Consider the following 23,300-nt stretch of genomic DNA (forward strand, 5'->3'; position numbering starts at 1 on the left):
GTCTCTCTCTCGGGAAAGGATGGAGCGGGCGCCGCCTTCGTGCGGGCAGACACCGGTGCCGTCTATACCTTCGCCCAGGATCGGCGCCGGTTTGTCCCCCGCAGGTCCCCTTCTGCCGAAGGCCGCGTACTCCGGCCGTAGTACGCCGCCGCCCCCGCTCTCCACCGAGGGGATACGCCGTCCCCTCCGGGTCCGCCGCCGAGCGGCGCCCTCACGCTCCCGGCTCTGAGCCGTAGGGCCGCACCAGGCCGCTCTCGTAGGCGGCCACCACCAACTGCGCCCGGTCGCGGGCCCCCAGCTTGGCCATCGTGCGGTTGACGTGGGTCTTGATGGTGAGCGGGCTGACGTCGAGCCGGTCGGCGATCTCGTCGTTGGACAGGCCGGCCGCGACCTGGGTCAGCACCTCGCGTTCGCGTGCGGTCAGCGCCGCGAGCCGGGACGACTCGGCGCCGGCTCCCGGCAGGTCGCCGCCGGACCCGCCGTCGCCCTGGGCGAGGAACCTGGCTATCAGTCCCTTGGTCGCCGCGGGCGACAGCAGCGCCTCGCCCTGCGCCGCCGTCCGTATCGCCGAGAGCAGTTCGCCCGGCTCCGCGCCCTTGCCCAGGAACCCGGAGGCGCCCGCGCGCAGCGCACCGACGACGTACTCGTCCGCCTCGAACGTGGTGAGGATGACGACGTGGACGTCGGTCAGTTCCGGGTCGGTGCTGAGGGCGCGCGTGGCGGCCAGGCCGTCGGTGCCGGGCATCCTGATGTCCATCAGCACCACGTCGGCGCCGTGTTCGCGCACCAGCGCCACGGCCTCGTCGCCGTCGGCCGCCTCGCCCACGACCTCCATGTCGGCCTCGGAGTCGACCAGCACCCGGAACGCGCTGCGCAACAGCGCCTGGTCGTCGGCGAGTACGACACGGATCATGCGGGGGTCTCCTTGCGTGGCGCCGTCGTGCGAAGCGGCAACCGTACGTGGACGCGGAAGCCGCCACCGGACAGCGGCCCCGTCTCGCACGCGCCGTGCAGCGCCGCCGCCCGCTCCCGCATGCCGACCAGACCGTGCCCGCCGCCGGCCTCGCCGCCGCCGGTGGGCGCTGGGGCGTCGGACGCGTCCGGCTCCCGCTCCACCGCGCCGCCGCCCGCGCCGTCGTCGACGACGCTGATGTCCAGCACCTCCGCGTCGCGCCGGATGCGCACCTGGGCGAAGGCGCCGGTGCCCGCGTGCTTCTGCACGTTGGTGAGCGCCTCCTGGACGACCCGGTAGGCCGTCAGATCCACCGCGGAGGACAGCGGGGCGGTCCCGGGGGCGAGCGCGGGCGCGGCCACCGAGACGGAGAGCCCCGCGCGCCGGAAGCCTTCCACCAGCTCCTCCAGCACCTCCAGACCCGGCGCCGGCTCGGTGGGGGCGATGCTCTCCCCCGACTGGCGCAGCAGCCCGACGGTGGTCTGGAGCTCGGCCAGCGCGTGCCGGCTGGCGTCCCTGACGTGGGCGAGGGCCTGCTTGGCCTGGTCGGGCCGTTTGTCCATGACGTGCGAGGCCACACCGGCCTGCACGTTGACCAGCGCGATGTGGTGCGCGACCACGTCGTGCAGCTCCCGGGCGATGCGCATGCGCTCCTCCGCCACGCGGCGCCGCGCCTCCTCCTCGCGGGTGCGCTCGGCCCGCTCGGCGCGCTCCCGGATCGCGTCGACGAAGGCGCGCCGGTTGCGGACCGCCTCGCCGACGGCGGCGGCCAGCGCCGTCCAGGCCAGGACGCCGAGGTTCTCCTGCGCGTACCAGGGCCGGGCGCCGAAGATCATGGCCACGGCGGTGAGCGCGCCGACCGTGACCGCGCCGACCTGCCAGCTGGTGCGCCGGTCGGTGGTGTTGCTGACGGTGTAGAGCGCGATGACCGGGGCCACCACCAGCGAGGCCTGGCGGTCCGAGCTGGAGGCGGATCCCGGGCTGCCGGCGATCAGGGCGACGACCGAGACCAGGCTGGTCAGCAGCAGCACCGGCATCGGGGCGCGGCGGCGCAGCGCCAGCACCCCGCAGGAGAGCGCGGCCGACAGCGCGGTCTGCGCCGTGACGTCACGCTCCGCGAAGCGGGGCTGGCCGTCGGGCCCGTGCGGCTCGGTGGCGGCGCCGAGGAGGATGCAGACCAGCGCCCCCGCGGCGATGAGGGCGTCGACCGCGTAGGGGTGCGCCCGCAGGCGCTCGCGGATCTCGCGCAGTGTCACGGCAGGCACCGTCAGGCCCGGCTCTCCTGGTCTCTTCTTGTGCGCGGGGGCGCTGGTCAGCCGGGGATGAGTCCGTCGTCGCCCAGCATCTCCCGCACCTCTTCGAGAGTGGCGTCCGGGGCCGGCAGGATCAGCTCGGAGGGCTCCAGCGCGTCGTCGGGCAGCGGGCTGCCCAGCCTGCGTACCGCGTCCAGCAGCGCGCCGAGAGTGCGGCGGAAGCCCGCCTCGTCGCCGTTCTCCATCTCCTCCAGGAGCTCGTCGTCCAGCTTGTTCAGCTCGACGAAGTGCCTGTCGTCCAGCTGCACCTGGCCTTCGCCCATGATCCGCACGATCATGTCGCTCTCCTCCTCGGGCTGCGGGGGATGCCGCTCACGCCCGGCTCAGTCCTTGTTGAACCGGGGCGTGTCCTGCTGCTGGGCGCTGCTCGCCTGGCCCCCCTCGCCCTGGCCGCCTTCGAGGGCCTGCCGGCCGCCTTCGCTGCTGCCGCCGGCCAGCTCGGCCTTCATCCGCTGGAGCTCCAGCTCCACGTCGCTGCCGCCGGAGAGGCGGTCGAGCTCGGCGGTGATGTCGTCCTTGGCCGTCCCCGACTGGTCGTCCAGAGCGCCGGAGGCCAGCAGCTCGTCGATGGCACCGGAGCGGGCCTGGAGCTGTGCCGTCTTGTCCTCGGCACGCTGGATGGCCATGCCGACGTCGCCCATCTCCTCGGAGATGCCCGAGAAGGCCTCGCCGATCCGGGTCTGGGCCTGGGCGGCCGTGTAGGTGGCCTTGATCGTCTCCTTCTTGGTGCGGAACGCGTCGACCTTGGCCTGGAGCCGCTGCGCCGCCAGCGTCAGCTTCTCCTCCTCGCCCTGGAGGGTCTGGTGCTGCCCCTCCAGATCCGTGACCTGCTGCTGGAGCGCCGACTTGCGGGACAGCGCCTCCCTGGCCAGATCCTCACGCCCCAGAGCCAGGGCCTTCTTGCCCTGCTCCTCCAGCTTCGAGGACTGCCCCTGCAACTGGGTCATCTGCAGCTCGAGGCGCTTGCGGGAGGTCGCGACGTCGGCGACGCCCCTGCGCACCTTCTGCAACAGCTCCAGCTGTTTCTGGTACGAGTAGTCGAGCGTCTCGCGCGGGTCCTCAGCCCGGTCCAGGGCCTTGTTGGCCTTCGCGCGGAAGATCATCCCCATACGCTTCATGACACCGCTCATGGGCCTCGCGCGCCCCCTTCGTAACGGACTCAAACCCTCGGCAGATCTACTGGTCCCCAGAGTACGGGGCCCTCTTCCATTACCGCACCGTTCGGGCACTGATGCGCTCCTCCTGGAGGACGATCAGTTGCGTGTCCTCTCCGGCGCAGGGAGTAGATGTCTCCCAGCGGCGGGGACCGGTCTCCTCCGGTCTCCCCCCAGGGGCTGGGGGACACTCACCCGCACACCGTACTCTTGAGGTGTGTTCCGTAGCCGTTCGAAAGAAGGGCAGGCCGTGAAGTCCCCCGAGGACCGGGCCGAGCCCAGACAGCCCCGCGACCCGCAGGCCCCCAAGGGCCGGCCGACCCCCAAGCGCAACGAGGCGCGCGGGCCGCGCCGCCCCATGTCCAGTGGCCCGATGACCCGCAAGGACGCCGCCAAGCGGCAGCGGGAGGCCCGCAGGGCCGACGCGGTCAAGCAGCGTGAGGCGCTGGCGGGGGGTGACGAGCGCTATCTGCCCGCCAGGGACAAGGGCCCGGTGCGGCGGCTGGCGCGCGACTTCGTCGACTCGCGCTACAGCGTGGCCGAGTTCTTCCTGCCCCTGGCCGTGCTCATCCTGGTGCTGAGCATGCTGCCCTCGCCGCAGCTGCGGAGCATCTCGCTGCTGCTGTGGCTCGTGGTGATCATCCTGATCGTCCTCGACTCGATCGGCATCGCCGTCCGGCTGAAGAAGAAGATCGCCGAGCGTCACCCGCAGGAGAACCGCAGGGGCGCCGTCGCCTACGCGCTGATGCGGACCCTCCAGATGCGCCGCATGCGCCTGCCCAAGCCGCAGGTCAAACGCGGCGAGAAGCCCTGATCAGGCACGAGCTGGTCGCCCGGCAGCTCGAGGAGCGGATCGCGACGCACTTCGAGGTGGGGCGCCGGCTGCGGGTGCTGGACGTCGCTCTCGGCGACGGCGCGCAGGCGCTGCGGCTGGCCCGCGGCGGACACCAGGTGACGGGTCTCGAATCCGATCCGGGGCGGCTGGCCGCGTTCGCCTCCGCGCTGGAGGCGGAGCCCGAGGGCATACGGGCGCGCTTCCGCGCGCTGGCGGGCAGCGGCCAGGACACCGGGGCGCACTTCCTGCCCGGCACGTTCGACGTGGTGCTCTGCCACGGCGTGCTCGACCGGGCGAAGGACCCGGACAGCACACTGGCCGGGCTCGCCCGGGTGCTGGACACCGGGGGGCTGCTGTCGCTGGTGATCCCGAACACGGCGGCCCGCGCGATGCGCCCCGGGCTCGCCGGGGACTGGCGGGCGGCTCGGGCGGCGCTCGTGGCCCAGCCCGAGGAGAGCGACCGCTTCCTGCGGCTGGAGGCCCTGACCTCGTTCCTGGCGCGGATCGGGGTGCCGATGGAGTGCTGGTACGGCGTGGGCGTCTTCGCGGCGGACGGCTCCCACGGGGGCGCCGGACCGGCGGCCGGGCGCGAGCAGGCCGCCGACGGGGCCGACGAGGCCGCTGCCGAGGCGGCTGCCGCCGTGGAGGAGCTCGCCTGCCGGATGGACCCCTACCGGGGCGTCGCCCCGTCACTGCATATGTTCGGCGTACGCGGCTGAGACGGCCTCCGGCGTACGCGGCCCGGACAGCCGGCGGGGACAGCCTGTCCGGGCACGCGGGCCGAGACAGGCAGTGGGGGTACCCCCGGCCGGGTGTGCCCCCCGGCGGCGCGCGTCAGGAGCCCGTGTCCGCTCTCCTGCCGCAGGCGAGCGGACAACCGGGCGGGGCGGGCCGCTCCGGGCTCAGACCGCCGGGAGCCGGCTCTCCGGCGGCTCGCGGAGCTCTATGTCGGCGACGTCGATGCCCTGCTCGCGTGCCAGGTGCGCCAGCGTCTCGGCCCGGGCCTCCTCGGGAGCCTCCGTGTCGATGAAGGCCCCCAGCCACTCCCCCGTCCGCCGGTTGTAGGCGAGGCGGCGGGACGCGGCCGCGCTGCTGATGGTGCCGGTCTCCTCCACCGCGAAGTCCGTGCCGATGAGCGCCTTGCCGACATGGGACGCGCAGACGTCCATGAAGCGGGGGCTGGGACGCTCGTCGCCGCCGTAGAAGAATGCCTCGATATGCTCGGGCCCGCGCACGGACCGCTCGGCGAAGATCCCCGCCTTCTTCAGCGTCGTCAGAGCCTTCTCGCGTTTGTCGGCCGGGCCCCGCAGGACCACGTAAACAGCGCCACGTACGTTCATGCGCACCGAGGGTAGCGGCTCGGTGCGGGTTTCCGCGCAACGCGTCGCGGGCGCACGGAAGTTGACGGGCGCACGGCGCCGCTGCCCCCAGCACGGCGCCGCGCCCCACAGCACCGGGCGGCGGTCCGCAGCACCGGGCCGCGGTCACGCAGCGCAGGGCCGCGGCCCTGCGCACCGGGCGGCGCGCGCGTGGCGCCGCCCGGCGTGGCTCACTCCTCGGCGGCGTCCCCGTCCTCGCCGTCCTCGCCGTCCTGGCCGTCCTGGCCGTCCGCGCCGGAGGCGTCGTGCAGGCTCATCGGACCGTAGACCGTGGAGCCGTCCTCTTGGAGGGTCACCTGATCGGTGCCGCCCTCCAGCAGCTCCCGCCAGACCTCGCCGATCCACGACTCGGCGTCCGACTGGGTGGGGAACTCCTCGGGCTCGACCGCGGGTTCCGTCTGCGAACCGTCGGCCTTCTCGAACCGCCACGTCCACGCCATCGATGCCTCCGTCAGATCGGCAGTTGCTCCCGGAAGCGTAGTCCCCTGTGCGCGTCCGGCGGCAGGTCAGGAGACGATCGGGGGGTGGAACTCACTCTGCTCGGCACCGGCTCACCCGCAGGACTCCCCGTACCCGGCTGCCCCTGCGCGCGCTGCGCCGCCGCGAGCGGCGACCGGGCGCGCGCCGCGACCGCGCTGCTGGTGGACGGCACGCTGCTGCTCGACCTCACCCCCGGGCCCGCCTTCGCCGCCGCCCGCGCCGGAGCGTCGCTCAGCGGCGTACGCCAGGTGCTGCTGACGCACCCGCACGACGGGCCCGCGCTGGAGGTGCCCGCGGGGCTGCCCTCGCCCGTACGGGTGCCCGAACGGCAGGAACTGGCGCTGATCAGCGGACACCGCGTCCAGGCGCTCGCCCTGGACACGCCCGGCACCGGCTACCTGGTCACGGGCCCCGACGCCCGCAGGCTGCTGTATCTGCCGCCGGGCGCCGCGCCCGCGGGCGCGGGCACCCCGCACGTGTACGGCGCACCCTGCGACCTGGTGCTGCTGGACGTCCTGGGCCGGCCCGACGCGCTGGCCGCGCTGCGGGACGCCGGAGCCGTCGGCCCCGCCACGGACGTGCTGGCCGTCCACCTCGGGCACGACGTGCCGCCCGGGGACGAACTGCACCGGCGGCTGGCGGCGGCGGGCGCCCACACCGTGCCCGACGGTACGACGCTCGCCGTCGGCGAGTACGACAGCGCCCTGGACCTGCCCCAGGTCCCCCGGCGCACCCTCGTACTGGGGGGAGCCCGCTCGGGCAAGTCCGTGGAGGCCGAACGGCGGCTGGCCTCCTACCCCGGCGTGGTCTACGTGGCCACCGGCGGCAGCCGCGACGGCGACCCCGAATGGGGCGCGCGGGTGGCCGAACACCGCGAGCGCCGCCCCACCTCGTGGCGCACCGAGGAGACCTGCGACCTGGTGCCCCTGCTCGCCGATCCGGGACCGCCGCTGCTGATCGACTGCCTGTCGCTGTGGCTGACCCGCACGATGGACGAGATCGAGGCCTGGGACGACACCCTGTGGGCGCGCGGCGGCGCCACCGCGCTGGCCGAGCGGGTGGCGGCGCTGGTGGCGGCGGTCAGAGCGACCCCGCGGCGGCTGGTCGCGGTCAGCAACGAGGTCGGCTCCGGGGTGGTGCCCGCCACCCCAGCGGGGCGCCGCTTCCGCGACGAACTCGGCCGCCTCAACGCCCGGTTCGCCGACGAGTGCGAGCACGTCCTGCTGACCGTCGCCGGCGTGCCCGTGCCCCTGCGGTGAGCCCGCCGGCGGCCCGGGGAACGGCGCCTGACCCCGCCCGGATCCCCGCGCCGGCCGAGGGATGAAGCGTGCGAGGGACTCACGTACGCTCCCAGATCATGAGCGAGCGCAGCCTGGACCTTGACGACTTCTCCGACCTCATCGAGCGGCCGCACGGCGCCCTGCGGCGGCAGGCCGAGGAGCGGCGGACCCGGACCGGGCTGCCCCCGCAGGCGCTCGGCCGCCTCGATGACCTGGGCGAATGGCTCAGCTCCGCGCAGGCCCAGGTTCCGGTACGGCCCGTCGCCAACCCCCGGCTCGTCGTGTTCGCCGGCGACCACGGCGTCGCCGAGCTCGGCGTCTCCACGCGCGAGGCGGGCACCGCAGGCCACCTCGTGCGCGCGCTGCTCGACGGCGCCTCCCCCGCCGCCGTACTGGCGCGGCGCTTCGAGGTGCCGGTGCGCGTCGTCGACATGGCGCTGGACTGCGACCCGGCCGAGCTGCCCGCCGAGGTCACCCGGCACCGGGTCCGCCGCTCCTCGGGGCGGCTCGATGCCGAGGACACCCTCACGCTCCCGGAAGCGGAGGAGGCCTTCCGCGCCGGAATGGCCGTCGCGGACGAGGAAGCCGACGCGGGATGCGACCTCGTCGTCCTCGGCGACCTCAGCGTCGGCGGGACCACCGCAGCCGGCGCCCTGGTCGCCGCCCTGTGCGGCACCGACGCCTCCGTCGTGACGGGGCGCGGCGGCGGCCGCATCGACGATCTGACGTGGATGCGCAAGTGCGCCGCCATCCGGGACGGGCTGCGCAGGGCCCGCCCCGTGCTGGGCGACCAGCTCCAGCTGCTGGCCACCGTCGGCGGCGCCGACCTGACCGCCATGACCGGCTTCCTCCTCCAGTGCGCGGTGCGCCACACCCCCGTCATCCTCGACGGCGTCGTCTCCGCGGCCTGCGCGCTGGTCGGCCAGCGGGTGGCCTTCCGCGCGCCCGACTGGTGGCTCGCCGGGCAGCTGGGCGGCGAGCCGGCCCACGCCAAGGCGCTCGACCGGCTCGCCGCCGACCCGCTCCTGGAACAGGGCGTCGCCGTCGGCGGCGGCACCGGGGCGCTGCTGGCCCTGCCGCTGGTTCGGGCCGCCGCCGCGCTGGCAGCCGAGCTGCCCGTAGACGAGAGCGAGCCTGCGGCCTCCCCCACCGAGCAGAGCGCTCTCGACGCCACCTGAGCCCTGCCGTACGGGCACCGGCCCTCACGCGTGTGCGGGACTGGTGGACCCGCCCCTGTGTGGCGGGCCCGGTAACGTGCTCGGCCATGGATCGTTCCCCCACACCCGGCGACGGCATACGGTTCGCTCTCGGCACCTTGACGGTGCTGCCCGTGCGGGTCACCCGCTGGGACCGGGCAGCGGCCCGTGCGGGCATGGCCTGCGCGCCGCTGGCCGGCGCGGTGGTCGGTCTGGCGGCCGCCGCGGTGGGCGGCGTACTCCTGGCGTGCGGCGCGTCCGCGCTTCTCGCGGCCGTCGCCACCGTGGCGACCGGCGCCGTGCTGACCCGCGGTCTCCACCTGGACGGCCTCGCCGACGTCGCCGACGGACTGGGCAGCGCGAAGCCGGCGGACGAAGCCCTGCGGATCATGAAGCGGTCGGACATCGGCCCGTTCGGCGTCGTCACCCTCGTGTTCGTGCTGCTGGCCCAGATCGCCTCCGTGGCGCGGTTGTTCGGCGTGAGCTGGACCGTGGGGGCCGCCGCCGTGGTGATGTCCGCGCTGGTGGCGCGCGGCGCGCTCACGCTCGCCTCGCGCGAGGGCGTCGCCGCCGCGCGGCCCGAGGGCCTGGGCGCCGCGGTCGCCGGCACGGTGCCGCGGGGCACCGCGTGGGGTGTCGCCGTCCTGGTGGTGGCCGCGGCCGTGGTGGCCGGGCTCGCCGGGCCCCTCGCGGTGTTCGCGGTGGGCGCCGTAGCGGGGCTGTGCGCCGCCGAGTTGCTGCTGCGGCACTGCGTGCGGCGGTTCGGCGGGGTGACGGGTGACGTGTTCGGCGCGCTGGCCGAGGCGGCGGCGACGTGCGCGCTGGTGGTGGCCGCGCTCTGAGGCGTGCTGTGTGACGGGCTCACAGTGTGCGACGGGTCCGGAGGCCGGTGTGTGACGGGTTGGGTGCAAGTGCCAACCGTCCCCGGTCCGGCGGAGGGGGCGGGCATACCATGCCCGGAGCGTCCTGAGCCGGAGGCGGCTTCGCACTCCGCGCCCTGTCAAGGAAGAAGGTCTCTCCCACGTGTCTGCACTGACTCTCAGCTCCTCGTCCGCGGCGACCCTGCGCGCGGACGCTGTCGTCGTCGGCGTCGCCACAAGCGGCTCCGCCGGCAAGGCGGGCAAGAAGGCCTCGCTCGTCCTCGCGCCCGGCGCGGAGGCCGTCGACAAGGCGTACGACGGCAAGCTCGCCGCGACGCTGGAGACGCTCGGCGCGAGCGGCGGCGAGGGAGAGGTCACCAAGCTCCCGGCGCCGGCTGCCGGGGTGAAGGCTCCGGTCGTGGTGGCCGTCGGTCTCGGCGAGGCGACGGACCGCAAGGAGCCCGTCGAGCCGGAGGTGCTGCGGCGCGCGGCGGGTGCGGCGGCCCGGGCGCTGGCGGGCACCAAGAAGGCGGCCTTCGCGCTGCCGGTCCAGGACCCGGAGGCCGTCGCCGCGGTCGCCGAGGGCGCGCTGCTGGGCGCCTACTCCTTCACCTCGTACAAGGGCAAGGACAGCAGCGCGAAGAAGGACGCCAAGAGTGCGCCGCTGGCGGAGATCGCGCTGGTCGGCGCGAAGGCGCGGGACAAGGCGCACAAGGCGGCCGCCGAGCGTGCCGTGGTGGTCGCCGAGGAGGTGCACCGCGCCCGGGACCTGATCAACACCCCGGCGAACGGTCTGGACCCGAAGGGGTTCGCCGCCGAGGTCCGTGCCGCGGCCAAGGAGTACGGCCTCACCATCGAGGTGCTGGACGAGAAGGCGCTGACCAAGGGCGGCTACGGCGGCATCCTGGGCGTCGGCAACGGGTCGACGCAGCCGCCGCGCCTGGTGCGGGTCGGCTGGTCGCACCCGAAGGCGAAGAAGTCCCTGGCGCTGATCGGCAAGGGCATCACCTACGACTCGGGCGGCATCTCGCTCAAGCCCGCCGGTCACAACGAGACGATGAAGTGCGACATGAGCGGCGCCGCCGCCGTCTTCTCGACCGTCGTGGCGGCGGCCAGGATGGGGCTGCGCGCCAACGTGACCGGCTGGCTGGCGCTGGCCGAGAACATGCCGTCGGGCTCGGCCACCCGTCCGGGTGATGTGCTGACCATGTACAGCGGCAAGACCGTGGAGGTGCTCAACACCGACGCCGAGGGCCGTCTGGTGATGGCGGACGCGCTGGCCAGGGCCGGTGAGGAGCAGCCGGACGCGCTGGTGGACGTGGCGACGCTGACCGGCGCCATGATGGTGGCACTGGGTGCCCGGACGTTCGGGATCATGGCGAACGACGACGCCTTCCGCACCGCCGTGCACGAGGCGGCCGGTGAGGCGGGCGAGGACGCCTGGCCGATGCCGATGCCCGCCCACCTGCGCAAGGGCATCGACTCGCCGGTCGCCGACATCGCCAACGTGGGCGACCGGATGGGCGGCGGCCTGCTGGCCGGGGTGTTCCTGAAGGAGTTCGTGCCCGAGGACATCCCCTGGGCGCACCTGGACATCGCCGGTCCGGCCTTCAACGAGGCGGCGCCGTTCGGCTACACGCCCAAGGGCGGCACGGGCTCGGCGGTCCGTACGCTGGTCCGACTCGTGGAGCGCACGGCGGACGGCGACCTGGGCTGAGACGTCCGCCACATCGCCGACGGGCGTGTGGGCCCCGCTCGCCGCGGCGAGCGGGGCCCGCGGCTCGCGGCCGTACCTTCAGGTAACCGGCCCCGCGTCCCGGTTTCCGTCAACAAGTGCGAAGATGGGTCACTGGCAGGACAGGGCCCCGCACGGCTTGACAGAAGCCGACTGACAAAGGGCCGAGCAGACACAAGCGGCCGAACCTGAAGCCGCCCGGTCACAGGAGACCGGCTACGGCGTACCCATGCATGGAGGACGTGACGTGGCGAACGACGCCAGCACCGTTTTCGACCTAGTGATTCTCGGAGGCGGTAGCGGCGGTTATGCCGCTGCCCTTCGCGCCGCACAGCTCGGTCTGGATGTCGCTCTCATCGAGAAGGACAAGCTGGGCGGTACCTGCCTGCACCGCGGCTGCATCCCGACCAAGGCGCTGCTGCACGCCGGCGAGGTGGCCGACCAGTCGCGTGAGAGCGCCGAGTTCGGTGTCAAGACCTCGTTCGAGGGCATCGACATGGCCGGCGTCCACAAGTACAAGGACGGCGTGATCTCCGGCCTCTACAAGGGCCTGCAGGGGCTGGTCGCCTCCCGCAAGGTCACCTACGTGGAGGGCTCCGGCTACCTCTCCTCGCCGACCTCCGTGGAGGTGAACGGCCAGCGCTACGAGGGCCGCCACATCCTGCTGGCGACCGGTTCGGTGCCCAAGACGCTGCCGGGCCTGACCATCGACAACGACCGGATCATCAGCTCGGACGACGCCCTGGTCATGGACCGGGTGCCGAAGTCCGCGATCATCCTGGGCGGCGGCGTCATCGGCGTCGAGTTCGCCTCCGCGTGGAAGTCCTTCGGCGCGGACGTCACCGTGATCGAGGGTCTCAAGCACCTGGTGCCGGTCGAGGACGAGAACAGCTCCAAGCTGCTGGAGCGCGCCTTCCGCAAGCGCGGCATCAAGTTCAACCTGGGCACCTTCTTCGACAAGGCCGAGTACACGAACGACGGCGTCAAGGTCACCCTCGCCGACGGCAAGGAGTACGAGGCCGAGGTGCTGCTGGTCGCCATCGGCCGCGGCCCGGTCTCGCAGAACCTGGGCTACGAGGAGGCCGGGGTCGCCATGGACCGCGGCTTCGTCACGGTGGACGAGTACTGCCGCACCAGCGTGCCCACCATCTCCGCCGTCGGCGACCTGATTCCCACGCTCCAGCTCGCGCACGTCGGCTTCGCCGAGGGCATCATGGTCGCGGAGCGGCTGGCCGGGCTGAACCCGGTGCCGGTCGACTACGCCGGTGTCCCCCGCGTGACCTACTGCAACCCGGAGGTGGCCTCCGTCGGCCTCACCGAGGAGCAGGCCAAGGAGCGGTACGGCGCGGACAAGGTCGTCACCCTGAAGTACAACCTCGCGGGCAACGGCAAGAGCAAGATTCTCAAGACGTCGGGCGAGGTCAAGCTCGTCCAGGTCCGCGACGGTGCCGTGGTCGGCGTCCACATGGTCGGTGACCGCATGGGTGAGCAGGTGGCCGAGGCCCAGCTCATCTACAACTGGGAGGCGCTGCCCGCCGAGGTGGCCCAGCTCATCCACGCCCACCCGACGCAGACGGAGGCGCTCGGCGAGGCGCACCTGGCGCTGGCCGGCAAGCCGCTGCACTCCCACGACTGACCGCCGAGCAGTCACTCAAGGGCGCGACCCATCCGCACAGTTCGTTAAGGAGCAACAGGAACCATGGCGGTTTCCGTAACCCTGCCGGCGCTCGGCGAGAGCGTGACCGAGGGCACCGTCACCCGCTGGCTGAAGGCCGAGGGTGAACAGATCGAGGCCGACGAGCCGCTGCTCGAGGTCTCCACCGACAAGGTCGACACCGAGATCCCCGCACCGGCCTCCGGGACGCTGTCCTCCATCAAGGTCGCCGAGGACGAGACGGTGGAGGTCGGCGCCGAGCTGGCCGTCATCGACGACGGCTCCGGCGCCCCCGCTGCGGCCGAGCCGGCCGCCGCCCAGCCCGAGCCCGCGCAGCCCGAGCCCGCGCAGGCCCCGGCGCAGGAAGAGCCCGCCCAGGCCGAGGCGCAGCCCGAGCCCGCCGCGGCCCCGTCCGGCGGCGGCTCCGCCGAGGGCACCGACGTGACGCTGCCCGCGCTGGGCGAGTCCGTCACCGAGGGCACCGTCACCCGCTGGCTCAAGCAGGTCGGCGACGAGGTGGAGGCCGACGAGCCGCTGCTGGAGGTCTCCACCGACAAGGTCGACACCGAGATCCCCGCACCGACCTCCGGCACGCTGCTGGAGATCGCCGTGGGCGAGGACGAGACCGCTGAGGTCGGCGCCAAGCTGGCCGTCATCGGTGCGGCCGGTGCCGCTCCCGCCGCCGCCACTCCGGCGCCGTCGGCCCCGGGCAAGCCCGCCGAGTCGGCGCCCGCCCAGCCCGCTCAGGAAGCCCCGCAGGCCCCGGCTGCCCCGGCGCAGCCGGCGGCACCGCAGACGCCTCCGGAGCCCTCGCAGGCCCAGCCCGCGCCCGCACAGCCCGCCGCTCCGGCCCAGCCTGCTCCGGCGCAGCCCGCCCCCGCGGCGCAGGCTCCGGCTGCTCCGGCTGCCGCGCCGGAGAGCGACGGCGCCTACGTGACGCCGCTGGTGCGCAAGCTGGCGGCCGAGCAGGGCGTGGACCTCACCTCGGTGCGCGGCACCGGTGTGGGCGGCCGCATCCGCAAGCAGGACGTCATCGAGGCGGCCGAAGCGCGAAAGGCCCAGCAGGCCCAGCAGGCTCCGGCCGCCTCGGGCGCCGCCGCCTCGGCGGCGCCGAAGTCGCCGAAGCTGGAGGCCTCGCCGCTGCGCGGCCAGACGGTGAAGATGCCGCGCATCCGCAAGGTCATCGCCGAGAACATGATGAAGGCGCTGCACAACCAGGCGCAGCTGTCCACGGTCGTCGAGGTGGACGTCACCCGCATCATGAAGCTGCGGGCGGCGGCGAAGAGCTCCTTCGCCGCGCGGGAGGGCGTCAAGCTCTCCCCGATGCCGTTCTTCGTGCAGGCGGCAGCCGAGGCGCTGAAGGCCCACCCGGCCGTCAACGCCCGCCTGAACGACGACGGCACCATCACCTACCACGACGTCGAGAACATCGGCATCGCGGTGGACTCCGAGAAGGGGCTGATGGTCCCGGTCATCAAGGAGGCCGGAAACCTCAACCTGGCGGGCATCGCCCGCAAGACCGCCGAGCTGGCCAAGAAGGTCCGCGAGGGCGGCCTGGGTCCCGACGACATGTCCGGCGGCACGTTCACGATCAGCAACACCGGGTCGCGGGGCGCGCTCTTCGACACCATCATCGTGAACTACCCGCAGGTCGCGGAGCTGGGCATCGGTGCGACGGTCCGTCGTCCGATGGTCATCGACCACCCGGAGCTGGGCGAGACGATCGCGATCCGCGACATGGTCTACCTGACCCTCTCCTACGACCACCAGCTCGTGGACGGCGCCGACGCCGCCCGCTACCTGGCCGACGTCAAGGCCCGCCTGGAAGCCGGCGAGTTCGAGGGCGAGCTGGGGCTGTAACCCCTCGGCCACCTGGTCCGGAAACGGTGCCCCCGCCACGGGTGTGGCGGGGGCACCGTCGCGTCGCGGCACGTGCCCTCCGGGGCGGTGACGGATCCCTCACGGACCGCAGTGGCACCGCGTGCCTGCCCACGCCGTATCGTCTAGGGGCCCCACCCCCTCGTTGCGAGGAGCATTCTCATGACGCCGCCCGTCGTCCAGTCGCTGCGCGAGCAGATCCGGGAGCACATCGTCGAGGGGATCGTCAGCGGGCGCTGGAAGCCGGGCGAGCGGATCGTGGAGCGGCGGATCGCGGTGGAGCTGGAGGTGAGCCAGACGCCCGTGCGGGAGGCGCTGCGCGAGCTGGAGGCGCTGCGGCTGATCGAGTCGGCGCAGAACAAGGGCGCGCGGGTGCGGGAGCTGTCGCCCGCCGACCTCGAGGAGATCTATCCCGTGCGGGCCGGCCTGGAGCAGATCGCCGCGGAGCTGGCGGTGGCCCGGTTGGCGGGGGACGTCTCCGCGCTGCGACCGCACGTGGAGGCGCTGTATGAGGCGGACCGGCTGGGGGACGGAGAAGCGCAGGTGCGGCATACGGTGGCCTTCCACAGGGAGCTGGTGCGCGCCGCCGGCAACAGCGTGCTGCTGCACACCTGGGAGGGGCTGGGCATCGAGGTGTGGACGGCGCTGTCGATCCGCTGGCTGGGCACGGTGCAGCAGTCGTATGCGGAGGAGCATGACGCGGTGCTCGCCGCGATCGAGCGGTGTGATCCGGAGATCGGTCCGTTGGTGAAGGAGCACGTGTTGGGGTGCGCGCCGGCGCCCCGATAGCACCCGCTGCTGGGCGGCAGCCCACCGTTGCGGCGGCGGAAGCGGCCGTGTGCGGGTCCGTTGTGGCTGGTCGCGCAGTTCCCCGCGCCCCTTCGGGCCGACCCCTGCGCCTGGCATTCCGTGCCTTGTTTCGAGGCACGGAATGCCAATTTCGGGTCGTGGGCGGTTTTTACCTTCCGATCCTTTGATCGATCATCGATCACGGGCGTAGAGTCCTTGTGTTGGGTGCCCCCTGTCCTGCCCGTTCAGGGTTGCAAAGCCCACTCGCACAACCGCCCTCCCGACCCGTTTGGAGGGGCCTACACGTCCGGAAGGTGGCCACCATGCCCGACCCCGTACGCCCGCCGCATCCGAGCGAGCTCGACCAGCTCCCGGACCGCGATCCGCAGGAGACCGGCGAATGGCGTGAGTCGCTCGACGCCGTCTCCTCGCACGCGGGCGGCGAACGAGCCGCGTACCTGGTGCGTCGCACCGTCGAGCACGCCCAGCACAGCGGCCTGGCCGTGCCAGGGCTGCTGGAGACGGAGTACGTCAACACCATCCCCACCTCGGCCGAGCCGGCCTTCCCCGGCGACGAGGCGATGGAGTCCCGCATCACCGCGTGGAACCGCTGGAACGCCGCCGCCATGGTCACCCGCGGCAGCCGCTACGGCCTCGGCGGCCACATCGCGACGTTCGCGTCGGCGGCGTGGCTCTACGAGACCGGCTTCGAGCACTTCTTCAAGGGCAAGGAGGGTGCGGACGGGGGCTCGGGCGACCAGCTCTACGTCCAGGGCCACGCCTCCCCCGGCGTCTACGCCCGCGCGTTCCTCGACGGGCGGCTCACCGAGGACCACCTCGACCGCTTCCGCCAGGAGTCCGGCGGTGACGGGCTGCCGTCCTACCCGCACCCGCGCCGCCTGCCGTGGCTGTGGGAGTTCCCCACGGTCTCCATGGGCCTGGGCCCGATCTCCGCGATCTACCAGGCACGCTTCAACAACTACCTGACGAACCGGGGCATCAAGGACACCTCCGCCTCGCACGTGTGGGCCTTCCTCGGCGACGGCGAGATGGACGAGCCCGAGTCGACCGCAGCCCTCGCCCTGGCCGGACGCGAGCAGCTGGACAACCTCACCTTCGTCATCAACTGCAACCTCCAGCGCCTCGACGGCCCCGTCCGCGCGAACTTCAAGATCGTGCAGGAGCTGGAGGCCCAGTTCCGCGCCGCTGGATGGAACGTCATCAAGTCCCTGTGGGGCTCCGCGTGGGACGAGGTCTTCGCGCTGGACACCACAGGAGCGCTCACCCGCAGGCTGCGCGAGGTGCCGGACGCCCAGTTCCAGACGTACGCCACCCGGGACGCGGCCTACATCCGCGAGCACTTCTTCGGCGCCTCCCCGGCGCTGGCCGAGATCGGCAAGCTGCTGGGTGACGACAAGATCACCGAGCTGTTCAAGACCTCGCGCGCGGGGCACGAGCCGCGCAAGGTGTACGCGGCGTACAAGGCGGCCGTCGAGCACAAGGGCGCGCCGACGGTGATCCTGGCGCAGACGGTCAAGGGCTGGACCCTGGGCCCGGGCTTCGAGTCCCGCAACGCCAACCACCAGATGAAGAAGCTCACCGGCAAGGAGTTCCGCGCCATGCGGGACCTGCTGGAGCTGCCGATTCCGGACAGCAAGCTGGACGACGAGCTGGTGCCCTACGTGCACCCGGGCGCCGACTCGCCCGAGGTGCGCTACCTCCAGGAGCGCCGCGCCGAGCTGGGCGGCCCCGCGCCGGCCCGCCGCGTCCACGCGGTCGGCCTGCCGGCACCCGCCGACAAGCCGTTCGAGGCGCTCAAGAAGGGCTCGGGCTCGCAGGAGATCGCCACCACCATGGCGTTCGTCCGCCTGGTCAAGGACCTGATGCGGGAGAAGGAGACCGGCAAGCGCTGGGTGCCGATCGTCCCCGACGAGGCCCGCACCTTCGGCATGGAGTCGCTCTTCCCCTCCGCCGGCATCTACTCGCCGCTGGGCCAGAACTACGACCCGGTCGACCGCGACCAGCTCCTGTACTACAAGGAGGCCGAGAACGGCCAGATCCTCAACGAGGGGATCACCGAGGCGGGTTCGCTGGCGGACTTCACCGCGGCCGCCACGTCGTACGCGACGCACAGCGAGCCGATGATCCCGTTCTACATCTTCTACTCGATGTTCGGGTTCCAGCGGACCGCCGACCAGTTCTGGGCGCTCGCCGACCAGCTCGGCCGCGGCTTCGTCATCGGCGCCACCGCCGGCCGTACGACGATGACCGGCGAAGGCCTCCAGCACGCCGACGGCCACTCCCACCTGCTGGCCTCCACCAACCCCGCGGCGCTCTCCTACGACCCGGCGTTCGCCTATGAGGTCGGCGTCATCGTCAAGGAGGGCCTGCGCCGGATGTACGGTCCGGAAGCGGACCAGCAGGAGGACGTCTTCTACTACCTCACGGTCTACAACGAGACCAAGGTCCAGCCGCCCATGCCGGAAGGCGACGGCGTGGAGGAGGGCATCCTCAAGGGGCTCTACCGCTTCCGCGAGGCGGACAGCGCCCCCAAGGACGCCCCGCGCCTCCAGCTGCTCGCCTCCGGCACCGCCATCCACTGGGCCCTCGACGCGCAGAAGATCCTCGCCGATCAGTGGGGTGTGGCCGCCGACGTGTGGTCGGCGCCGTCCTGGACCGAGCTGCGGCGTGAGGCCATGGAGTGCGACGCGGCGGCGCTGCGCGGTGAGGAGCGCGTGCCGTACGTGACCCGCGCGCTGGAGGGTGCGCCAGGACCCGTGCTGGCCGTCAGCGACTGGATGCGGGCCGTGCCCGACCAGATCAGCCAGTGGGTCGAGCAGGACTGGTCCTCGCTCGGCACCGACGGGTTCGGCCTCTCCGACACCCGCGAGGGCGCCCGCCGCCACTTCGGTGTCGACCCGGAGTCCGTGGTCGTCGCCGCGCTCTCGCGTCTGGCACGGCGCGGCGAGGTCAAGTCGGAGGACGTCCGCAAGGCTGCCGAGAAGTACGGCCTGGCGTAAGGACATCCGTCCGCGCCCGACGGGCAGACAAGGGGCCTCCGCCACGCGGCGGAGGCCCCTTTCCGCGTGGGGTGCCCCGGGGGCCGGATGTTTCAGGTCCGCAGCGCCCCAGCCGCCGGCCGCCGTCCCCGTCGGCCCTGACGCCGGCCACCGTCCCCGTCGGCCCTGCCGCGGGTTGCGGCGCCGCACGCCCGGGTCCTGGAGCAGCTCGGCTGCCGGGGCGCCCCGGAACACGGCGCAGGGCCCGCCGCGGACGACGCGGCGAGCCCTGCGCTGCACTTGGTTCCGGCCGTGCTACTCCGGGTCCGGGTGCCGCCGCAGACGCAGCACGGCGGCGATCAGGCCTCCCCACACGATGAGGATGGCGGCGGCCATCATCACCACGGCTCCTGCCGACATCAGCGCACCTCCTCCCGCTCGGCTCGCGGCGCGGTGCGCCAGGGGACGAGGGCGATCAGGACGCCGACCACCAGCGCACCGCCGGCGATCCCCCATCCCGCCCAGGCCAGGAACGAGGTCGGGTATCCGCCGTAGTTCTCGTCGAACTCGGCGCGCAGGCTGTCGACCATCATCCAGCCGAGTACCAGCGGGGTGACCACTCCGAGGCAGACGCGCCACCACAGGCCCAGCCGGATCGCGGAGGTCTCGTCCGCGTGGGCCTGGAAGGCCGGCAGCCGCCGCAGTACCCAGCCCATGACGACGAGGAAGACGAGCGCGGCCAGCGCGATGCCGTACTGGTTGATGAAGTGGTCGGCCGAGTCGAGCAGGGCCAGACCCGCGTCCGTCGGGAACAGCAGCAGCGAGACGACGGCGACCAGGCCGCCGACGCCCCACACGGCGGGCAGCCGCCGCATGCCGGTGCGGTCCTGCACCGCGGAGATGATCACCTGCACGATGCTGACCAGTGAGGTGATGCCCGCGATGGCCAGGGAGGCGAAGAAGAGGAAGCCGAAGAGGCCGCCCATCGGCATCTGGGAGATCACGGCGGGGAAGGCGATGAAGGCGAGGCCGACCCCGTCGGTGACGACCTCGCCGACGGCGACGCCGTTGGCCTGCGCCATGAAGCCGAGGGTGGCGAACACCCCGATGCCCGCCAGGATTTCGAAGGAGCTGTTGGCGAAGCCGGCCACCAGCGCGGAGCCCGTCAGGTCAGAGCGGCGCCCCAGGTAGGAGGCGTAGGTGACCATGATGCCGAAGCCGATGGACAGGGAGAAGAAGATCTGCCCGTAGGCGGCGACCCAGACGCTTCCGTCGGTGAGCGCTCCCCAGTCGGGTGAGAAGAGCGCGTCGAGGCCCTCGGCCGCGCCGTCGAGGGTGACGGCGCGGATCACCAGGACGACGAAGAAGACCACCAGCAGAGGGATGAAGACCTGGTTGGAGCGCTCGATGCCGCGGCGTACGCCCAGGGCCAGGATGAGCAGGACGACGAGCCACACGGCCAGCAGCGGCCAGAAGACGCCGCCGACCCAGCTGGTGGGCAGCCCCGGCTCGGATCCCGCGTGCAGGAAGTCCGCGGAGAAGAACGTCTCGGGGTCCTTGCCCCAGTCCTTGCCGAAGGAGAAGCCCGCATACCGTAGGGCCCAGGCGACGATCACGGCGTAGTAGCTGGCGATGACGAAGCAGATGGCGACCTGCCACCAGCCGATGACGGAGGCGGGCTTGGATATCTGCCGGAAGGCGACGGGCGGTGACTTCCGGTACTTCCTGCCCACCGAGTACTCGAGGATGAGCAGGGGCAGGCCCGCGGTGAGCAACGCGACGAGATACGGCAGGAGGAAGGCCCCGCCACCGTTCTTGTACGCCTCCGCGGGGAAGCGCCAGATGTTGCCCAGTCCGATGGCGGAGCCGATGGCGGCCATCAGAAATCCGGTTCGCGAGCCCCACTGTTCGCGAGTTTGCTGAGACATGACCGATTCCTTGTTCGCTGTATAACTGGCGGAACGTTAACAGCGGGACAAAGACCGCGGGAGGGGTATTCACCATGCGGGCAGCGCGGCTGATCAAAATGGTGCTGCTGCTGCAGGCGCGCAGGGAGATGACCGGCGGCGAGCTGGCCGCCGAGCTGGAGGTCTCCGAACGCACGGTCGCGCGGGATGTCCTCGCCCTGTCCGAGGCAGGCGTGCCGGTGTACGCGGACCGGGGGCGCGCGGGGGGCTACCGGCTGGTCGGCGGCTACCGCACGCGGCTGACGGGGATGGGCCGCAGCGAGGCGGAGGCGCTGTTCCTGTCCGGGGTGCCCTCGGCGCTGCGTGACCTGGGTCTGGAGGACGCGGCCTCGGCGGCGCGGCTGAAGGTCTCCGCCGCGCTCGATCCCGCGCTGCGGGACGTGCACGAGGGGTCTGCGCAGCGCTTTCACCTGGACGCGCCCGGCTGGTGGCAGGCGCCCGGGGCACTGCCGCTGCTGCCCGCGCTGGCCGACGCCGTGTGGTCGGACCGGCGGGCCGCGGTGCGCTACCGGCGCAAGGACGAGCGCGGCGGCGGCGAGGTGGAGCGGGAGCTGGAGCCCTACGGGGTGGTGCTGAAGGCGGGGCGGTGGTATCTGGCGGCCCGGGTGCCGGCCGACGCGGCGCACCCGGGCCGCGAGGCCTGGCGGGTGTACCGCGTCGACCGGTTCACCGAGGTCGCCGTGCGGGACGCGCACTTCGTCCGCGAGCCCGCCTTCGACCTGGCGGCGTTCTGGGCGGAGCGCGCGGCGTCGTTCGCGCGCTCCCTGCTGCGCTCCCAGGTGACGCTGCGGCTCACCGCGGCGGGCACCCGGCAGCTGCGGCACGTCACCGACAGGGCCGCGGCCGACGAGGCGCTGGCGGCCGGCACAAGCGAGGCGGACGGGCGTACGACGGTGGCGCTGCGGGTGGAGAGCCAGGAGGTCGCCTTCGGCCAGCTCTCCGGCCTCGGCCCGGAGTGCGAGGTGCTGGCGCCGCCGTCGCTGCGCGCCAGGTTCGCCGCGGCGGCGCGCCGCGCTGCGGCGCTGTACGGGGACCTGCCGGCGGCCGGGGACCTGCCGCGAGGCCGGGATCTGCCGCCGGCTTGACGGTCAGCGGTAACCGGTCACGTCGGCCGGTTTCCCCGCGAACTGCACCTCGGCCAGGTAGCGCCAGGCGTCCGGCGCGGAGCCGTCCGCGTCGGTGAAGCCGTAGACCTGGGCGAGTCCGCCGCTGGAGAGGGACTGCCCGTTCCAGCGCGCCACGTCAGGGTCGGCGGCGAGGGCTGCCACGGCGCGGCCGACGAAGGCCGGGGTCTCGGAGATGGCGAAGTGCGGGTCGGTGGCGCAGCCGTCGCGCCAGTTCTCCTCCGTCACGTGGAAGTAGGTGTCGAGCATCGCCTCCGAGCGCAGCCAGCCCGGGGTCAGGCACACCGCGGTGGTGCCGTACTCGGCCGTCTCCTGGGCGAGCGCGCGGGCCATCCTCAGGGGCGCGGCCTTGGCCAGGTCGTAGGAGAGGGGCTCGCGGTAGTTCCGGTTGGACTCCTCGGTGCCGTCGGTGACCTCGATCAGCAGCCCGCCGGGGCGTCGGGTCAGCAGGGGAAGCGCGCAGGCGCTGGTGATCAGATGGCTGTCGATGCCCAGCCGCAGGACGCGGAGCGTATCGGCCAGATCGTGCTCCCACAGCTTCTTGCCGAAGCCGACGAGGTGGTCGCCGCCCCACAGGTCGTTGACGAGGATGTCGAGCCTGCCCTGCTCACGGTCGATACGGGCGATCAGGTCGCGCACCTGTTCGGCTTCGAGGTGGTCGACGGCGACGGCGATGCCCGTGCCCCCTCCTTCCTCGCGGCCCGCCTCGGTCGCCAGTTCGGCCGTCTCCTCGATCGTCTCGCTCGCCCGGCCGACCTCGCTGGTCCGCTTCCTGGTCGTCCTCCCGGTCGCGTAGACGGTGGCCCCCGCGCGGCACAGCTCCACGGCCATGGCCCGCCCCGCTCCCCTGGTCGCCCCCGCCACCAGGGCGACCTTGCCGGCCAGCCGGCCGCGGGCGCTGTTCGTCTCCGGCACCTGTTCCTCCTCGCGTCACGGACGCACGCGCGATCGGCACGTGCGAGGGATACGGCGACCACGCTGACAGCGATACCTGACATCCCCTGTCGGATATGCCGACAGCGCGCCGAGGAGCGGCACACACAACGAGCGCGCACGGCGAGCGCGCACGGCGAGCGCCGAGAACGAGCGCGCATAACGACACAGCCGCATCTGGCGTACTCCGCGTGCGCTGCGGCCGCGCAGGCCCGATGCTGGGGGCGTGATGGACGAGACGGAGTTCTGGGCGCTGATCGACTCCACACGCCGGGAGGCGGACGGCGACCCCGAGGAACAGGCCGACCTGCTCGTCGAGCGGCTCACCCAGCTCGACCCCGACGCCGTGACCTACTTCGCCCGCCACTTCGAGTCCCGCTACAGCCGCGCCTACCAGTGGGACCTGTGGGCCGCCGCATGGATCCTGCTCGACGGGGCGAGCGACGACGTCTTCGACGGGTTCCGCTGCTGGCTGATCGGCCAGGGCAGAGAGGTCTTCGAGGGCGCGGCGCACGACGCGGACGCCCTCGCCGGGCTGCTGGCCGACTTCGACGAGGAGTTGGACGGGGACGGCGAGGAACTGGGCTTCGCCGCCGACGAGGCGTACGAGCAGCTGACCGGCACCGTCCTGCCCGAACTGGGCCTTCCCGAGGCGCCGGCCGACCCCGCGGGCGTCCCCCTCGACCTGGAGAACCCCACCGCGCTGGCCGAGCGTCTGCCGAAGCTGTGGGACCGCTTCCGGAACGACTGACGGGCCGCGAGGGGCCCGGCG

21 protein-coding genes are annotated in these 23,300 nt (G+C 73.0%); 12 read left to right on the forward strand and 9 right to left on the reverse strand.

Going from position 1 to position 23,300, the window contains the following annotated elements; translation table 11 throughout:
- Nucleotides 1–211 precede the first annotated feature (211 nt).
- From MMF93_RS08960 to MMF93_RS08975, 4 genes are read right to left on the reverse strand one after another with little or no spacing between them, the layout of a single operon-like run.
- A complete protein-coding gene (locus MMF93_RS08960; RefSeq protein WP_242750662.1) occupies nt 212–913 on the reverse strand; it encodes a response regulator in 702 nt (233 codons plus the stop codon).
- Nucleotides 910–2,217 (reverse strand): sensor histidine kinase, encoded by a 1,308-nt coding sequence (locus MMF93_RS08965; protein WP_242750663.1) that lies wholly within the window; start codon nt 2,215–2,217, stop codon nt 910–912. The genes MMF93_RS08960 and MMF93_RS08965 overlap by 4 nt, the downstream gene beginning before the upstream one ends.
- A gap of 47 nt (nt 2,218–2,264) precedes the next feature.
- On the reverse strand, nt 2,265–2,543 hold the full coding sequence (pspAA, locus tag MMF93_RS08970; protein ID WP_242750664.1) for a PspA-associated protein PspAA: 279 nt from the start codon (nt 2,541–2,543) through the stop codon (nt 2,265–2,267).
- Nucleotides 2,544–2,588: 45 nt separating this feature from the next.
- Nucleotides 2,589–3,395 (reverse strand): PspA/IM30 family protein, encoded by an 807-nt coding sequence (locus MMF93_RS08975; RefSeq protein ID WP_242750665.1) that lies wholly within the window; start codon nt 3,393–3,395, stop codon nt 2,589–2,591.
- Nucleotides 3,396–3,636: 241 nt separating this feature from the next.
- Here MMF93_RS08975 and MMF93_RS08980 point away from each other — a divergent pair, with 241 nt between their 5' ends.
- Nucleotides 3,637–4,233 (forward strand): DUF3043 domain-containing protein, encoded by a 597-nt coding sequence (locus MMF93_RS08980; protein ID WP_423835380.1) that lies wholly within the window; start codon nt 3,637–3,639, stop codon nt 4,231–4,233.
- Nucleotides 4,234–4,289: 56 nt separating this feature from the next.
- Nucleotides 4,290–4,973, forward strand: coding sequence for a class I SAM-dependent methyltransferase (locus MMF93_RS08985; RefSeq protein WP_242750667.1), 684 nt, complete (start codon nt 4,290–4,292; stop codon nt 4,971–4,973).
- Nucleotides 4,974–5,156: 183 nt separating this feature from the next.
- Here the strand turns inward: MMF93_RS08985 and MMF93_RS08990 are convergent, their stop codons facing one another.
- Together MMF93_RS08990 and MMF93_RS08995 are read right to left on the reverse strand one after the other, a co-directional pair.
- The gene (locus MMF93_RS08990) at nt 5,157–5,594 is read right to left on the reverse strand and encodes a hypothetical protein (protein ID WP_242750668.1); all 438 of its coding nucleotides are present in this window, start codon (nt 5,592–5,594) and stop codon (nt 5,157–5,159) included.
- Between the two features lie 209 nt (nt 5,595–5,803).
- The gene (locus MMF93_RS08995) at nt 5,804–6,073 is read right to left on the reverse strand and encodes a hypothetical protein (protein ID WP_242750669.1); all 270 of its coding nucleotides are present in this window, start codon (nt 6,071–6,073) and stop codon (nt 5,804–5,806) included.
- Nucleotides 6,074–6,157: 84 nt separating this feature from the next.
- Here MMF93_RS08995 and MMF93_RS09000 point away from each other — a divergent pair, with 84 nt between their 5' ends.
- From MMF93_RS09000 to aceE, 8 genes are all read left to right on the forward strand, one after another.
- Nucleotides 6,158–7,372 carry a bifunctional adenosylcobinamide kinase/adenosylcobinamide-phosphate guanylyltransferase gene (locus MMF93_RS09000; protein ID WP_242750670.1) on the forward strand — a complete coding sequence of 405 codons (1,215 nt, stop codon included), beginning with the start codon at nt 6,158–6,160 and terminating at the stop codon, nt 7,370–7,372.
- 98 nt (nt 7,373–7,470) lie between these two features.
- The gene (locus MMF93_RS09005) at nt 7,471–8,571 is read left to right on the forward strand and encodes a nicotinate-nucleotide--dimethylbenzimidazole phosphoribosyltransferase (RefSeq protein WP_242750671.1); all 1,101 of its coding nucleotides are present in this window, start codon (nt 7,471–7,473) and stop codon (nt 8,569–8,571) included.
- 86 nt (nt 8,572–8,657) lie between these two features.
- A complete protein-coding gene (locus tag MMF93_RS09010) occupies nt 8,658–9,431 on the forward strand; it encodes an adenosylcobinamide-GDP ribazoletransferase (protein ID WP_242750672.1) in 774 nt (257 codons plus the stop codon).
- Nucleotides 9,432–9,612: 181 nt separating this feature from the next.
- Nucleotides 9,613–11,166: a leucyl aminopeptidase gene (locus MMF93_RS09015; protein ID WP_242750673.1), complete on the forward strand. Its 1,554-nt coding sequence runs from the start codon at nt 9,613–9,615 to the stop codon at nt 11,164–11,166.
- A 247-nt stretch (nt 11,167–11,413) separates the two neighbouring features.
- Complete coding sequence (lpdA, locus tag MMF93_RS09020) at nt 11,414–12,820, forward strand: dihydrolipoyl dehydrogenase (RefSeq protein ID WP_242750674.1); 1,407 nt, start codon at nt 11,414–11,416, stop codon at nt 12,818–12,820.
- A 63-nt stretch (nt 12,821–12,883) separates the two neighbouring features.
- Entirely contained in the window at nt 12,884–14,698 is a 1,815-nt protein-coding gene (gene sucB / locus MMF93_RS09025) for a 2-oxoglutarate dehydrogenase, E2 component, dihydrolipoamide succinyltransferase (protein ID WP_242750675.1), read from the forward strand.
- 180 nt (nt 14,699–14,878) lie between these two features.
- On the forward strand, nt 14,879–15,505 hold the full coding sequence (locus MMF93_RS09030; protein WP_114021066.1) for a GntR family transcriptional regulator: 627 nt from the start codon (nt 14,879–14,881) through the stop codon (nt 15,503–15,505).
- A gap of 323 nt (nt 15,506–15,828) precedes the next feature.
- The gene (aceE, locus tag MMF93_RS09035; protein ID WP_242750676.1) at nt 15,829–18,525 is read left to right on the forward strand and encodes a pyruvate dehydrogenase (acetyl-transferring), homodimeric type; all 2,697 of its coding nucleotides are present in this window, start codon (nt 15,829–15,831) and stop codon (nt 18,523–18,525) included.
- 294 nt (nt 18,526–18,819) lie between these two features.
- Here the strand turns inward: aceE and MMF93_RS09040 are convergent, their stop codons facing one another.
- Together MMF93_RS09040 and MMF93_RS09045 are read right to left on the reverse strand one after the other, a co-directional pair.
- Nucleotides 18,820–18,924, reverse strand: coding sequence for a methionine/alanine import family NSS transporter small subunit (locus MMF93_RS09040; protein WP_242750677.1), 105 nt, complete (start codon nt 18,922–18,924; stop codon nt 18,820–18,822).
- A complete protein-coding gene (locus MMF93_RS09045) occupies nt 18,924–20,432 on the reverse strand; it encodes a sodium-dependent transporter (RefSeq protein ID WP_242750678.1) in 1,509 nt (502 codons plus the stop codon). Before MMF93_RS09045 ends, MMF93_RS09040 begins: the two co-directional genes overlap by 1 nt.
- A gap of 74 nt (nt 20,433–20,506) precedes the next feature.
- Here MMF93_RS09045 and MMF93_RS09050 point away from each other — a divergent pair, with 74 nt between their 5' ends.
- Nucleotides 20,507–21,556 (forward strand): helix-turn-helix transcriptional regulator, encoded by a 1,050-nt coding sequence (locus MMF93_RS09050; protein ID WP_242750679.1) that lies wholly within the window; start codon nt 20,507–20,509, stop codon nt 21,554–21,556.
- A 3-nt stretch (nt 21,557–21,559) separates the two neighbouring features.
- Here the strand turns inward: MMF93_RS09050 and MMF93_RS09055 are convergent, their stop codons facing one another.
- A complete protein-coding gene (locus MMF93_RS09055) occupies nt 21,560–22,510 on the reverse strand; it encodes an SDR family oxidoreductase (protein ID WP_242750680.1) in 951 nt (316 codons plus the stop codon).
- A 247-nt stretch (nt 22,511–22,757) separates the two neighbouring features.
- On the opposite strand from MMF93_RS09055, the gene MMF93_RS09060 reads away from it, so the two are divergent.
- Complete coding sequence (locus tag MMF93_RS09060) at nt 22,758–23,279, forward strand: DUF4240 domain-containing protein (protein WP_242757393.1); 522 nt, start codon at nt 22,758–22,760, stop codon at nt 23,277–23,279.
- The last annotated feature ends 21 nt before the right edge of the window (nt 23,280–23,300 follow it).

The organism is Streptomyces tubbatahanensis, assembly GCF_022699385.1.
GTDB lineage: Bacteria > Actinomycetota > Actinomycetes > Streptomycetales > Streptomycetaceae > Streptomyces > Streptomyces diacarni.